The sequence below is a fragment of the Streptomyces sp. SD31 genome (genome assembly GCF_052068475.1).
Classification (GTDB): Bacteria; Actinomycetota; Actinomycetes; order Streptomycetales; family Streptomycetaceae; genus Streptomyces.
Genome location: NZ_JBQHCX010000008.1, coordinates 373,572 through 386,498, shown reverse-complemented (window position 1 = coordinate 386,498; position 12,927 = coordinate 373,572). Strand labels below are relative to the sequence as shown.

16 protein-coding genes and 2 pseudogenes are annotated in these 12,927 nt (G+C 69.9%); 11 read left to right on the top strand and 7 right to left on the bottom strand.

Going from position 1 to position 12,927, the window contains the following annotated elements; all coding sequences use genetic code 11:
• Nucleotides 1–259: 259 nt before the first annotated feature.
• A complete protein-coding gene (locus tag ACTMVF_RS19850) occupies nucleotides 260–652 on the bottom strand; it encodes a hypothetical protein (RefSeq protein WP_441272388.1) in 393 nt (130 codons plus the stop codon).
• A 233-nt stretch (nucleotides 653–885) separates the two neighbouring features.
• On the opposite strand from ACTMVF_RS19850, the gene ACTMVF_RS19845 reads away from it, so the two are divergent.
• The 5 genes from ACTMVF_RS19845 to ACTMVF_RS19825 all read left to right on the top strand — a co-directional run bounded on the left by ACTMVF_RS19845 (nucleotide 886) and on the right by ACTMVF_RS19825 (nucleotide 4,328).
• Nucleotides 886–1,623 (top strand): glycoside hydrolase family 16 protein, encoded by a 738-nt coding sequence (locus ACTMVF_RS19845; protein ID WP_441272387.1) that lies wholly within the window; start codon nucleotides 886–888, stop codon nucleotides 1,621–1,623.
• A complete protein-coding gene (locus ACTMVF_RS19840) occupies nucleotides 1,620–2,222 on the top strand; it encodes a vitamin K epoxide reductase family protein (RefSeq protein ID WP_441272457.1) in 603 nt (200 codons plus the stop codon). The genes ACTMVF_RS19845 and ACTMVF_RS19840 overlap by 4 nt, the downstream gene beginning before the upstream one ends.
• 100 nt (nucleotides 2,223–2,322) lie before the next feature.
• A complete protein-coding gene (locus tag ACTMVF_RS19835; RefSeq protein WP_441272386.1) occupies nucleotides 2,323–2,820 on the top strand; it encodes a tyrosinase family oxidase copper chaperone in 498 nt (165 codons plus the stop codon).
• Nucleotides 2,804–3,664: a tyrosinase family protein gene (locus ACTMVF_RS19830; RefSeq protein WP_441272385.1), complete on the top strand. Its 861-nt coding sequence runs from the start codon at nucleotides 2,804–2,806 to the stop codon at nucleotides 3,662–3,664. The genes ACTMVF_RS19835 and ACTMVF_RS19830 overlap by 17 nt, the downstream gene beginning before the upstream one ends.
• Before the next feature lie 82 nt (nucleotides 3,665–3,746).
• Nucleotides 3,747–4,328, top strand: a complete 582-nt coding sequence (locus ACTMVF_RS19825) for a DUF2087 domain-containing protein (protein ID WP_441272384.1) — start codon at nucleotides 3,747–3,749, stop codon at nucleotides 4,326–4,328.
• A 20-nt stretch (nucleotides 4,329–4,348) separates the two neighbouring features.
• Here the strand turns inward: ACTMVF_RS19825 and ACTMVF_RS19820 are convergent, their stop codons facing one another.
• Complete coding sequence (locus tag ACTMVF_RS19820) at nucleotides 4,349–5,308, bottom strand: D-2-hydroxyacid dehydrogenase family protein (RefSeq protein WP_441272383.1); 960 nt, start codon at nucleotides 5,306–5,308, stop codon at nucleotides 4,349–4,351.
• 105 nt (nucleotides 5,309–5,413) lie between these two features.
• Between ACTMVF_RS19820 and ACTMVF_RS19815 the strand changes: the two genes are divergently transcribed.
• From ACTMVF_RS19815 to ACTMVF_RS19800, 4 genes and pseudogenes are all read left to right on the top strand, one after another.
• Nucleotides 5,414–6,370, top strand: coding sequence for an NAD-dependent epimerase/dehydratase family protein (locus tag ACTMVF_RS19815; RefSeq protein ID WP_441272382.1), 957 nt, complete (start codon nucleotides 5,414–5,416; stop codon nucleotides 6,368–6,370).
• Between the two features lie 96 nt (nucleotides 6,371–6,466).
• A complete protein-coding gene (locus tag ACTMVF_RS19810) occupies nucleotides 6,467–7,276 on the top strand; it encodes an SDR family oxidoreductase (RefSeq protein ID WP_441272381.1) in 810 nt (269 codons plus the stop codon).
• Nucleotides 7,273–7,491, top strand: coding sequence for a hypothetical protein (locus ACTMVF_RS19805; protein ID WP_441272380.1), 219 nt, complete (start codon nucleotides 7,273–7,275; stop codon nucleotides 7,489–7,491). The genes ACTMVF_RS19810 and ACTMVF_RS19805 overlap by 4 nt, the downstream gene beginning before the upstream one ends.
• Nucleotides 7,492–7,527: 36 nt before the next feature.
• A pseudogene (locus ACTMVF_RS19800) lies at nucleotides 7,528–7,771 on the top strand (hypothetical protein); the annotation flags it as partial.
• On the opposite strand, the gene ACTMVF_RS19795 reads toward ACTMVF_RS19800, so the two are convergent.
• Together ACTMVF_RS19795 and ACTMVF_RS19790 are read right to left on the bottom strand one after the other, a co-directional pair.
• A complete protein-coding gene (locus tag ACTMVF_RS19795) occupies nucleotides 7,761–8,345 on the bottom strand; it encodes a DinB family protein (RefSeq protein ID WP_441272379.1) in 585 nt (194 codons plus the stop codon). The pseudogene ACTMVF_RS19800 and the gene ACTMVF_RS19795 overlap by 11 nt on opposite strands.
• A 99-nt stretch (nucleotides 8,346–8,444) precedes the next feature.
• Nucleotides 8,445–9,782 (bottom strand): MFS transporter, encoded by a 1,338-nt coding sequence (locus ACTMVF_RS19790; RefSeq protein ID WP_441272378.1) that lies wholly within the window; start codon nucleotides 9,780–9,782, stop codon nucleotides 8,445–8,447.
• Nucleotides 9,783–9,871: 89 nt separating this feature from the next.
• Here ACTMVF_RS19790 and ACTMVF_RS19785 point away from each other — a divergent pair, with 89 nt between their 5' ends.
• Nucleotides 9,872–10,852, top strand: coding sequence for a winged helix-turn-helix domain-containing protein (locus ACTMVF_RS19785; RefSeq protein ID WP_441272377.1), 981 nt, complete (start codon nucleotides 9,872–9,874; stop codon nucleotides 10,850–10,852).
• Between the two features lie 9 nt (nucleotides 10,853–10,861).
• Here the strand turns inward: ACTMVF_RS19785 and ACTMVF_RS19780 are convergent.
• Nucleotides 10,862–11,029: pseudogene (locus ACTMVF_RS19780) on the bottom strand (IS5/IS1182 family transposase); the annotation flags it as partial.
• 134 nt (nucleotides 11,030–11,163) lie between these two features.
• Between ACTMVF_RS19780 and ACTMVF_RS19775 the strand changes: the two are divergent.
• Entirely contained in the window at nucleotides 11,164–12,036 is an 873-nt protein-coding gene (locus ACTMVF_RS19775) for an LLM class F420-dependent oxidoreductase (RefSeq protein ID WP_441272376.1), read from the top strand.
• A gap of 316 nt (nucleotides 12,037–12,352) precedes the next feature.
• Here the strand turns inward: ACTMVF_RS19775 and ACTMVF_RS19770 are convergent, their stop codons facing one another.
• A complete protein-coding gene (locus tag ACTMVF_RS19770) occupies nucleotides 12,353–12,523 on the bottom strand; it encodes a hypothetical protein (protein WP_301981155.1) in 171 nt (56 codons plus the stop codon).
• 38 nt (nucleotides 12,524–12,561) lie between these two features.
• Entirely contained in the window at nucleotides 12,562–12,918 is a 357-nt protein-coding gene (locus tag ACTMVF_RS19765; RefSeq protein WP_124436376.1) for a PRC-barrel domain-containing protein, read from the bottom strand.
• Between the last annotated feature and the right edge of the window lie 9 nt (nucleotides 12,919–12,927).

Below are 12,927 nucleotides of genomic sequence, written 5' to 3'. Positions count from 1 at the left end.
GCAGTCGACTGGAGGCCAATTGGAGCCGGCCGGAGAGCGGGTCGACATACGTCCGGCCCACCGGCAGGGGGAGGGCCGGTGGGCCGGACAGAATGGTTCGCGGGGGCGCGGGCCTGTGGGCCCGCCGTGTGCGGAGGGGGAGCTGCGGGTCCGGATCCAGCGTCTGGGCCTGCTGTCGGTCTCCGGCTCCCGAGAACCGGATCAGAGTCTCAGAATTCCGGGCCCAGCTCTGTCCCGCGAACGGGCGGGACCAAGGGCTTCACTTCTTCGGGAGCAAGGTGCCGAGGCCCGCGGCGGTCGGTGCCTGCAGCGGGCGCACCTGGACCGTGCCGCTCCCGGCCGGGTTCTTCACCGGAATCGTGGGCTTCTTGGCGGCATTCGGGTCCATTCCGTCCAGGTAAATGCCGGACATTCCGCCCGACTTGTTCTTGTCGAACGCGCTGCCCTTCGCAACACCGCCTTCGCGGGCCAGTCGCGTCACGGCATCGGCCGCGGGCAGGACCGCCGGGCTCACCTTGGTCGGGGACATGAGCCCGCCGAGCGGGCTGGTGGAGATTCCTGATCCCCCGGCGGCCGACGCCGCAGCGGCGGAGCCACCCACAAGACCCGCACCGATCGCCAACGCAGCCGTGGTGAAAACTGCCTTCTTCATGATTCACCTCGCTTGAAAGTACCTCTGATCCAACGGTTGGAGAACATAGCAGTCCAAGACCGCTGCAAAAGCGACGCGTTGCTCCATACGCGTGAAAATCGCAGGGGTGAAGAATGGAATGCACAGAGGCATTCGGAGGGATTGGCATCTGGTCCATGAATCGATTGATCGTATGGTGCGCCCGACTCGGTCGACCCCCTGCGCGATCCGAAAGAGGAATTACCCTCGCCGCCATGACCACCGACAGCGTCAAGTCCACCCCGGCCGCGACCGCCGACAGGTCGCTCATCTGGTCGGAGGAGTTCAGCGCCCCGATCGCCTGGGGCGCCAAATGGGTCGGCGACCGGTCGAGCGCCTACCGCTACCGCGACCACAACCCGGACGACAACAAGCTCGACTGGCTCACCCCCGGCTGTGTGACCGTCTCGGGCGGGGTGGCGACCTTCACCGCCACCCCGTCCGGCCACACCCTGGAGAACGGCCGGCAGGCCTGGCACACCGGCCTGCTCACCACCGAGTACTCCGACGAGGGCTTCCGGGTGAGGACCGGCGACTACGTCGAGGCCCGCGTCAAACTGCCCTCCGGGACCGGAGCCTGGCCGGCGCTGTGGACCTGGAAGGACGGCGGGAACGAGGTCGACTCCTTCGAGTACCACCCGGACAATCCGCACCTGCTGGAGCTGTCCAACCACGTCCACCGCGGTTCGACGTACTACACCGACGCGGACGCGATCGCCCCGGACAGGTGGGTGACCATCGGCACCCGCTACGGCGCGTGTTCCGTCGAGTGGTACGTCAATGGCGCGTGTGTCTTCTCCGACGGCACCGGCGTCGGCGCCGACTGGTCGGCGTACCTGATCCTGAACCTGTCGGTGTGCGCCGGGCGGTACCACCCGGCGCCCTGCGGCTCGGCACCGATCACCTTCTGCGTCGACCACCTCCGCGTCCACCGCGAGGCCGGGCGGTGGTGACGCCGGCGCCGGGGACGCGGCGGGCCGTGGGCGGCGGCCGGGCGTTCGCCCTGCTGCTGGTGCTCACCGGGGCGGCCGGGCTGCTGGCCTCCTGGGTCATCACCCTCGACAAGTTCAAGCTCCTCGAAGACCCGGACTTCACCCCGGGCTGCAGCCTGAACCCGGTGGTGTCCTGCGGCAGCGTGATGGAGAGCGACCAGGCCGAGGCCTTCGGGTTCCCCAACCCGATGCTGGGCCTGGTGGCCTACGGCATCGTGATCTGCGTCGGCATGAGCCTGCTGGCCGGGGCCGCCTTCCCGCGCTGGTACTGGCTGACCTTCGAGGCCGGATGTCTCTTCGGGATCGGTTTCGTCTCCTGGCTGCAGTTCGAGTCCCTGTACCGGATCAACGCGCTGTGCCTGTGGTGCTGCCTGGCCTGGCTCGCGACGATCCCGCTGTTCTGGTACGTCACCTCCTTCCTCGTGCGGAACTCCTTCCTGCCCGCGCCGGGTCCGGTGAAGGCCTTCCTCGCGGAGTTCACCTGGGTGCTTGCGCTGCTGCACATCGGGATCGTCGGGATGCTGATCCTGACCCGTTGGTGGGACTTCTGGACGAGTTGAGGCCGACCGGGTGACACCGCCGTATGGGCTTCCGGCGGTGACCGCGCGGCGTCCTGGACGGTTACTCGTACGAACAGCCGAACCGTACGAGGAGTGAGCGATGGCCGTCAGCGCAGACGGAGTGTCGGTGGGTGCTGTACAGGGGGCGGGCACCCCGGTGAGCGGGGATCCGGAGCGGCGGACACGGCGGGAGGCGGCGCGGATGCTGCTCGCCTCCGCCGCGGTGGCGCTCACGCCGGTGCTCGCCGCCTCCCGGCCCTCGCGGTCCGTGGAGGGGCAGCGGGAGTCCGACACCCCCTTCGACGAGACCTACCGCGGCCGCCGTATCCAGGGCGCCCCGCTTCCCTTCGAGGACCTCAGCGCTCTCGGCGCCGAATGGCGCGTCACCGTGGACGGCCGCCCGCTGCACCTGATGCGCCGTGCCGACGGCACCTGGCTGAGCATGATCGACCACTACAGCTGGTACCGGACCCCGCTGGAGGCGACCCGCGCGGCCGTCGACGAGCTCGGGCCCCGCCGACGGCTGCTCGACCTGGCTCCCGGACCGTTCCACGGCGGGCATCTGCACATGGAGGCGCAGCATGGTGTACGTGCGTAAGAACGTCAGCAAGCTGACCCGCACCGAGCGGCGGCGGTTCGTCGAGGCGCTGCTCGAACTCAAACGCACCGGTGAGTACGACGAGTTCGTACGGCTGCACATCGAGTACTTCGTCGGTGACGGCGACCGAGGCCTGCGCGCCGCCCATATGTCGCCCTCCTTCCTGCCCTGGCACCGCCGGTTCGTGCTGGACCTGGAGAGCGCCCTGCAGCGTGTCGACTCCTCGGTGACGGTGCCGTACTGGGACTGGACCCGGGACCGTTCGACCACCTCGGTGCCGTGGACCGACGATCTGCTCGGCGGCACCGGACGCCCCGTGGACCGGCAGGTGATGACCGGGCCGTTCGCCTACCGGACGGGCAACTGGACCATCACGGAGAGCATCACCAACGTCGAGTTCCTCACCCGGAGCCTGGGCCGCCCGCGCGATCCGATCGACCTGCCCACCCGGGACGATCTGAACTGGGCACTGAAGGACCCCGTCTATGACGTCGCCCCGTGGGACTCGACGGTCACCAAGGGCTTCCGGAACAAGATGGAGGGGTGGGGCAACGGCCGGGTCGTCTGGCGCAACCACAACCGGGTGCATCGCTGGGTCGGGGGAGTCATGCTCGGCGGCGCGTCCGTCAACGACCCCGTCTTCTGGCTGGTCCACGCCTTCATGGACATGCAGTGGCAACGCTGGCAGCGGCGCCACCGCAAACACCGCTACCTGCCGGCGAAGCCACCCGGCCGCGGCAGCGCGCAGTACGGCCGGATCGTCGCCCGGCACGAGCGGCTGCCGCCGTGGGACGTGACTCCGGACGAGCTGGAGGACATGTCCGAGATCTACCGGTACGCCTGAGGCCCGCCCCGCTCCGTCCTGCTCGTCTCGCCCCGCCGAAAAATCGCTTAGCTCCGCGGCCGACGTCCACTAGCCTCCGGACATGGCTACCGATCCGACGCAACAACTGGTCCGGCTGTTCGCCGAGGAGAGCCGGGTGCGTGCCTTCGCCGCCGTGGCGCTGGGCGCGGAGAACAGCGAGCAGGTCGCCCGGGCGGCGGGGCTGTCCCCGAAGGAGACGGCCGTGGCGCTGCTTCGGCTGCGCGAGCAGGGCGTGGTCACGGCGGGGGACGACGGGGAACTGGGCGTGGCCTACGGCCTGTTCAGGGAGTACGCGCGGGAGAACGACGCTGCGGCCGCCCAGAGCCCCGCCTCCGGGGACGACCCGGCCGACCTCGTGCTGCGGACCTTCGTCCGGGACGGGCGGCTGGTCCGGCTGCCCGCTCGCTGGACCCGCAAGAAGCTGGTGCTGCGCCACATCGCCGAGCAGACCTTCGAGCCGGGAGTCGAGTACCCGGAGCGGACCGTCGACGACAAGCTGCGCGTCTGGTGCGAGGACAGCGACGACATCGACCATGTGGCGCTCCGGCGCTATCTGGTGGACCTGCACCATCTGAGCCGGAGCGAGGGGATCTACCGGCGGCCCGTCGATGCGGCGCAGGCCGGGGACGCCGACATCGCCTGACCGCCGCCGGATCGCCGGCTTCAGGGCAGCCGTCGTACCGGTGAACCCGCCAGGTACGCCTGGATGTTCTCGACCGCCTGGCCGTAGTACGTCGCGTAGTTGGCCTGCGAGACATAGCCCAGGTGGGGTGTGGCGAGCAGGCGGGGGGCCGTGCGCATCGGGTGGTCGGCGGGGAGGGGCTCGATGTCGAAGACGTCGATGCCGGCTCCGGCGATGCGGCCCTCGTGCAGGGCGGTGAGCAGGGCGTCCTGGTCGACGATCGCCGCGCGCGAGGTGTTGATCAGATACGCCGTCGGCTTGAGGAGGGCGAGTTCGGGCGCGCCGAGCAGGCCTCGGGTGCGGTCGCTCAGGGCCAGGTGGACGGAGACGAAGTCGCTGTCGGCGAGCAACTCCTCCTTGGAGGCCGCCAGTTGGACGCCCACTTCGTCGGCGTACTCCTTGGTGAGGTTCTGGCTCCAGGCGCTGACGTGCATGCCGAAGGCGAGGCCGACCCGGGCCACCCGGCTGCCGATCTTGCCCAGACCGAGCAGTCCGAGGCGGCGGCCGTGCAGGTCGGCGCCGACCGTGCGCTGCCAAGGGCCGCCGTCGCGCAGGGCGTTGCTCTCCTCGACGATGCCGCGGGCGAGGCCGAGCAGCAGGGCCCAGGTGAGTTCGACGGGCGGGGTCGAGGAGCTCGCCGTGCCGCAGACGGTGACGCCGTGCGCCTCGGCGGCGGCGTAGTCGATGACCGAGTTGCGCATGCCGGAGGCGATCAGCAGCTTCAGCCGGGGGAGACGGGCGATCAGGGAGGCGGGGAAGGGGACGCGTTCTCGCAGCGTGACGACGATGTCGAAATCGGCGAGGACCGCGGCGAGGGCGTCCTCGTCGGGGAAGTGGGTCGTGAAGGGGACGACCTCGACATCGTCCGCGAGGGGCGAGAAGTCGGCGACCTCGGTCGCCACGTTCTGGAAGTCGTCGAGCACAGCACAGCGCAGCCGCACGGTGGTTCCTTTCCATGGCCAGGTGGAACGACTGTACGGAACGCGCAGTACCGTGAAGGACATCGCGGCCGAGACGGTCCGTCGGCCGACAGGGAGGAACTCACCTTGTCACCACGCATCCTCGTCACCGGTGCCGGCGGCTTCATCGGAGGTCATGTCGTCGCGGCCCTCGGGGAGTCGCGGGACGTGACACCGTCCCGAATACGGCTCCTGCTGCGCGACCCCGGGAGGCTGCCACCGGTCGGCGGCCCCGGCGCCGGAGCCCCGGCGGCGGACGTCGTGCGCGCGGACCTCGCCGACCCGGCGTCCCTGCGCGGCATCTGCGACGGCGTCGACGTCGTACTGCACTGCGCCTCCCACATCGGCGACGACGAACACCGCACCGAGACCGTCAACGACCACGGCACCCGTGCCCTCGTCGAGGAGGCGACGCGCGCCGGTGCGTCTCGTCTCGTCTACGTGAGTACGGCCGCCGTATACGGTCGGGGGCCGTTCACCGCCGCGCTCCCCGGCGAGTTGCCGCTCGCCCCGGTCTCGCCGACCAGCCGTTCCCGCGCCGCCGCCGAGCGGCATGTGCTGCACGCCGGCGGGGTCGTGCTGCGCCCGCACCTCGTGCTCGGGGCCGGCGACCGATGGGTGGTGCCCGGGCTGGCCGGACTGCTGGGGCTGCTGTCGGCGGGCCTGAAGGGCTGCACCGCACGGCACTCCGTCGTCGACGTACGGGCGTTGGGGCGCGCGGTGGTCGCCGCCGGACTGTCGGACCGGGACCTGGCGGGCGCGCATCACGTCAACCACCCCGAACCGGTGGACTGTTCGGAACTGCTGGACACGCTGGCCGACCGACTCGGCCTGCAACTGCCGGGCGCACCCCTGGACATCGACGAGGCCCGGACCCGGCTGGCCGGGCAGCCGCGCGCACTGCACCACCTGGGCATGCTCGCCGTGGACCACTGGTTCGCGGACGACGGGTTCTGGGGCGGGGTGGGGGCCGATCCGGGAGTGGGGTTCGCGCGGAGCCTGGCCGAACACGCCGGGTGGTACCGGCAGTTCATGGGCTGCTGACGGGCTGCTTTCCTTCCCCTGATCCCTGCCTCGCTAGCCCTTCGTTCTTTCTTCGTTCCTCCTTCGTTCCTTCTTCCTTCGATACACAAGGTCTTCGTGGATACCCAACGCACACTGACGGGCAAGATCGCACTGGTCACCGGGGCCGGCCGGGGAATCGGCAGAGCCATCGCCGGGCGGCTCGCCCACGACGGGGCGCTCGTCGGCGTCCATTACGGCCACAGCGCGGCCGCCGCCCAGGAGGTCGTGGCGCAGATACGCGAGAACGGCGGGCGCGCCTTCCCGGTGGAGGCGGAGCTCGGCGTGCCGGGCGACGCCGACGCGGTCTTCGCGGCGTTCGACGCCGGGCTGCGCGCGCAGGGAGGGAAGGGAGCGGAGGGAAGCGATGCGGGCACCGGCGTCGAGGGCTCGCTCGACATCCTGGTGAACAACGCGGGGGTGAGCGGCTCGGGGCCGGTGGGTCAGGCGGTTCCCGAGGTCTTCGACCGCATGATCGCCGTCAATGCCAAGGCGCCGTTCTTCCTCGTGCAGGGCGCGCTGCCGCGGATGCGTGACGGCGGGCGCATCATCAACATCTCCTCGCTCGCCTCACGGCGGGCCTTTCCCGAGTCCGTCGCGTACGCCATGTCCAAGGGCGCGCTGGACACGATGACCCTGTGTCTGGCGAAGGAACTCGGCGGTCGCGGCATCACCGTCAACACGGTCGGGCCGGGTTTCATCGAGACGGACATGAACGCCCGGCGCCGGACGACGCCCGAGGCGCGGGCCGCCCTGGCCGCGCGGTCCGTCTTCGACCGGATCGGCAGGCCCTCCGACGTGGCGGACGTGGTGGCGTTCCTCGCTTCCGACGACTCCCGCTGGATCACCGGTCAGTACCTGGATGTCAGTGGGGGCACCGACCTGTGACGCCCGGCGACTTCCAGCGTCACCTCTCCCTCGACTCCTGCCCGGGCTACTCGCTGACCAGCGCAGCACGCTTCGAAGACATGCGGGGCAGGGGGTATGACCTGGGCTTCACCGATGTGATCGTCCACTACCCACGCACCGAGGGCGTCTACGCGGGGCGCACCGAGGTCCTGGAGTCGGTGGCCCGCCTCCGAGCCGAATCCCCTCGAACCTGAGAGGAGGCGTGACCGACCGGACAGCTCATGGCGATCTCCCGCCACAAGCCGGCCCGGGACGTGTGCCACGGCAAGCGCGGCACCATCCACCAGGCGTACCGGGACGGCGTGGAGGACCAGCTCGGCTCGCTCAGGCTCTCCTCTCAAGCGCCGCAACCTGAACCTCCTCGGCCGCTACAGCTTCACCGCCTCGACCTCGGCGTGGCAGTCTGCTCGGAAATCGCAAGCGCCGGTAGGGGAGCTGATATCAGGCTGCCTGATTTGTCCGACTAAGCCTTGATCGATGCGGCTGACCTGGCGGCCTGCTCGATCTTCGCGCAGTAGGCGGCACGGGCTTCCTCGTCGATCTGCTGCTCGTTCTCGGCGCGCACCCCGGTCCGGCCGTCGAGGCCCTCGCGCAGGATATCGGCGTGCCCGGCATGCCGGATGGACTCGCCGAGTACATGGACCATGACGGCGAACAGGTTCGTGTTGGGATAAGGCTCCGGCCACCACGGCACGTGGCCGGGGGTGTCGAGGGGAAGCTCGTTGATCGTCGCGTCCGAGTGTTCCCACGTGCGCCGGTAGAACCCGATGATCCGATCGCGGGTCTCGTCCTCGGTCGCCCACTGATCGCTGCCGTCGGAGTCCTGCCACCGGGACAGCGATTCCGGGGAAGGGCGGTCGAAGACCTCGCCGAAGTACCTGGCCTCGACGGTGGCCACGTGCTTGACCAGGCCGAGGAGGTTGGTCCCGGTCGCTGTCAAAGGTCGGCGGGCGTCGTATTCGGACAAGCCGTCGAGTTTCCAGAGCAGCGCCTCGCGGTCCCGCCGCAGTCTCCTGTGCAGGCTGTCCTTCGCGAATTCATCGATCATGCGGCATGAACCTTCCATGGGCTGTTCGTGGTCTCAAGATCCCGTACGTGGTCCGCAACGCCTGGCAGAGCCGAGGCGTGGGACTCCAAACACAATGAGCTACGGGGAATGACTGCCTGTCAGAGAGATGTGGGGGTGAGGGTGTTCGGTGCCGCTCTCTGATCCCGTTGAGTAGTTCGGGACGGGGACGGGGACCGGGGAGGTGGGCGGGTGCCAGGTGAGAATCCAGCCGGCGGTAAGCACCGCCGCGCCGCCTGCCAGGGCGATTGCGCCGCCTGTTCCGATGCCTGCGGCCACCGAGCCGAAGCAGGCCGGCCCGACGCCCTGCAGCGTCATGCTGCCGGAGCCGAGCAGACCGAAGGCCTGGCCCTGGCCATCCTGCGGCAGGGCGTCCAGGAACGGCCGTTGCAGGCCGAGACCGTAGGCCAATCCGAAGCCGCAGAGCAGCAGCAGACAGGACGAGACGCCCACCCCGGGCTCGGTGGCGAAGCCGACCAGCGGTAGTCCCGTCAGCGCAATCAACGGGACTACCAGTCGCTCCCGGGCGGGTGGCCGTAGCAGTCGACCCACCAGCAGGTCACCGACGAGCATGCCGACCGGCAGACAGCCCATCAGCACCGCGTACCAGCCGGGCGCGAAGTGGCGTCCTCCCGCGTAGGCGACGATCAGACCTTCCGCGCCCGCTACGAACGCGGGCGGTAGCCACTGGGCCAGCATCAGTCGTCGTACCGTGTGTCCACGCAGCAGCAGGCCGGCACCGTGCAGGCTTGCCCGGACGGCCCCGCCATCGCCCCGAGCGCTGCCGGGTGTGCCGCCGAACTCTCCCGGCCCCAGCCGGGGTAGCCGGATGCGGATGGCGAGCGCGCAGCCGAGGTAGAGGGCGGCGCTCACTGCGAGCGCCCGGTGTGGGCCGAGTACCGCGACGACCGCACCTCCCAGCGCCAGACCGAACAATTGCGCGCCAGAGGAGGCGATGTTGTTCAGTGAACGGCCCAGTACATAGGCGTCGCCCTTCAGCCACTGCGCGACCAGCCGACTCGACGCGCCGCCGAACACCGGTGTGGCGAGGGCGACCAGCGCCACGAGACCGAGGCTTGCCGCGATCGGCATCCGCACCAGGGCGAGCAGCAGGGCGGCGGCGCACTCCAAGGCGTAGCCGCCGGCGATGAGCGCGCGGGGCGGCAGTCGGTCGGCCAGTGAGCCCAGCAGCAGCGAGCCGAACAACTGCGGGAGAAAGCCGATGCCGAAGGCCAGTGCGCTCAACAGCGCGGAGCCGGTGGCCGCGAAGACCAGCACCGAGAACGTGGTGATCCGCAGCGAGCCCGCAGTGATCGCGACGGCGCGGGTCGAGAAGAGCAGCCGGAATCGCGGCTCGGCCAGCACCTCCCGGTAGGTGGCACGGCGGTTGCCCTGCGCGGGTTCGGCGGTTGGGGTCATGACGCGCAGCCTCGCCGTGCGCCCACGCCACTCACCAATGATTCGTCGCTGGACGAATCGGAACAGACGTCCGGCGGTAGCATCGCCGGGTGCTCCGCTTCGAAGTCTCCGTCGAGGACCTGCTGCGCAGCCGCTTCGCACTGTCGCCCGCGATGGACCTCTGCTTACTGCTGCGCTCACTCGCCGGCCAGAACCGGCCGCTGCCGCGAGCCTGGGCCACCCGGCTCCTACCGGCCTTCGAGCGGCTTCGCCGCGAGACCGAACTGGACGCCGCCCTCGCCCTGCACACCTCGCAATCCGGACCGAACTTCGTCGCCCCGCCGCCGCGCGGCCTCAACCAGACCTGGGCAGACGACCTGGCCATGATCCGGGCCACACCGCTGGAAGCGGCCCGCCACGAATTCGCCACCACCGCGACCGGCCCGTCCGCCCATGATCCCCGCGTACGCGCGGTGCTGGACTCCACGGACGCCGTCTCCAGGATCGCCGAGGCGATGGACCAGGCGTGGCACGAGCTGCTCGCCGCGGACTGGCCGCAACTGCGCGCGATCTGCGAGCGCGATGTCGTGCACCGGGTGGGTGTGATCGGCGAACACGGATGGGCCACGACCATCGAGAGCCTGCACCCGAGCATCGACTGGCGCGACGGCGGTATCGAGATCGGCTTCTTCCCCCCAATCGGAAACGTCCGCCTCGCCGGCGACGGGCTACTGCTGATCCCTTCGGTCTTCGTCGGGAATATCGCCGCCCACCTGGACGACCCCTGGCCCAGGACCTTGGTCTACCCTGCCCGCGGCACCGCCGCCCTGTGGGGCGAACAGGCGACCGTCCCCCAACCGGACGCGCTGACCGCTCTGGTCGGCCGGGCCCGAGCCCGGCTGCTGTTGGCGCTGGACGCCCCGGCCAGTACCAGCCACCTCGCCCGAAGCCTCGCCATGGCGCCCGGCGCCGTGGGAGACCACCTCGCCATCCTGCGAGGCGCGGGGCTGCTCGTCCGCGCCCGGTCCGGACGGTCGGTGCTCTACCGGCGAACCCCGCTCGGCGAGGCACTGGTCGCCGGTTCGGGCTGAGGGCTCAGATCAGCACTGTTTTTTGAGGCGCCGCCAGCAGAAGATTGCGCAGCCGAGGATGAGGAAGGCCTGGTGGATGTCGGCGCGGATTTCCCAGCGGATACGCAGTCGGCGGAACCAGCGCAGAAGTGCGAAGGCCGCTTCGACGACCCAGCGGTTCTTGCCCAGGCCGCTTCCGAAGGGACTGTCGTACGGCATCGGAGGGTAAGGCGTATCGACGCTGAGTTGCCGACGGGAAGATCCGGCGGCCCCCTCCGGTTGGCGTCGATGTACGGCTGTCGCGCACACCGACCGGAGGGAAACCGCCACTCATGACCGACAACTTGAAGGAAACCGTCGGACGGTACGGCATCTGGAGCAGCGCCCTGCGCTTCGGGGACCCGTCCCGCAACGGTGAACTCGCCGAGGCGGCCGCGGAGTTGGAGGAACTGGGCTACGGCGCGCTCTGGCTCGGCGGCAACACCTCCGCCCGCGACGCCGCCCCGCTGATCGAGGCGACTTCCCGGATCGTGGTCGGCACCAGCATCCAGAGCATCTGGGAGCACGAGCCCGCCGCCACCGCCGCGAGCTTCGCCGAGCTGGACTCCGCCCACCCCGGCCGCTTCGCCCTGGGCCTCGGCGTCAGCCACGCCAAGATCGCCGAGCAGTACAAGCGCCCCTACTCGGCCCTGGTCTCCCACCTGGACGCCCTGGACGAGGCGGGCCACCCCGCGGACCGCCGCCTCCTCGCGGCCCTCGGCCCGAAGACCATCGACCTCGCCCGGGACCGCGCCGCCGGCTCCATCCCCTATCTGGTCACCGCCGACCACACGGCCGCGTCCCGCGAGCGCCTGGGCGACGCCCCGCTGCTGGCCCCGGAGCTGAAGGTCGTCCTGGAGTCCGACCCGACCCGAGCCCGCACCCTGGCCCGCGACTACCTCGCCATGTACCTGGCCCTCCCCAACTACACCAACAACTTCCTCCGCAACGGCTTCACGGAGGACGACCTGGCGAACGGCGGCAGCGACCGCCTCATCGACGCGGTCTACGCCTGGGGCGACGAAACACAGATCCGCGCCCGCATCGACGAGTACATCGCCGCGGGCGCGGACCACGTGGCCCTCCACATCGTGGACGGCAGCACGCCATCGCGAGACTCCCTCCCGAGGGAGGCCTGGAGCAAGCTTGCTTCTCTACTGACGTGAGCTGAGGCTTCTCAGGGGCGCAGGGAGCTGCACGACCAACCACGACGGCTCCACAGCCGCCAAGCAGCAACCGCAGAGGACTTCGCGAACTTCGCGAACCTCTGGACAAGGCTGCGTTGCCGATCCTCGCGGCGGTGGAGAAGGCCCTCGCCGATCTGCCGGCCCATGACCGGTGATCCGATGAGCGCGCTGCCGTCGGCCGCGTCCCCGACGAGAGGTGAGCCGACGCCGACTGCGATGGCGCCGCCGTCGGGAGTGGGTCGGCCCCGAACGGCTCCCGGCGGCTGGGCTCCACGGAGTAACAGGGTGCCGTTCGTTATCGGAGGGGGCGGTGACCGGTGCGCTGGGACCAGCGGACGGCGATGAGGCCCAGTGCAGCTACGAGGATCACGATGCCGATGATCAGGAGGTAGCCCACCCCTTCTGCGGCCACTCCGATGATTCCCAGCACGACGGCGACCAGAAGGAGAAACAGCAAGAGGGCCATGACGCGTACACCTCCCTTGGGTGGCTGAGCGTGCGCGATCAGCGGCGCGCGAGTTGCCGCTCGCCGCCTGCGCCCGTCTGGTAGGGCATGTCGTAGTGCTGGAAGATCGCTTCCTCCGACTCGGCGGGCAGGATGTCGTCCATGCCGACCGAGGGCGCTTTCTTCACCAGCGTCTTGGTGTAGGAGACCTTGACGTAGTCCGGTCCGAGGGTCGCCTCGTCGAGGGGGACGAAGGCCAGGTGGTGGCGGGTGGGGAGTCCGGTGCGGACCGTGGCCATGGCCGGTTCGTCGGTGGTGGTGTCGACGTAGACCGCTTCGAGTACGCCGATCTTGTGGCCCTTCGGGTCGACGACGCTGCGGTTGCGCCACTCGCGGATATCGGCTGAATGGATCATGGCCTGCCT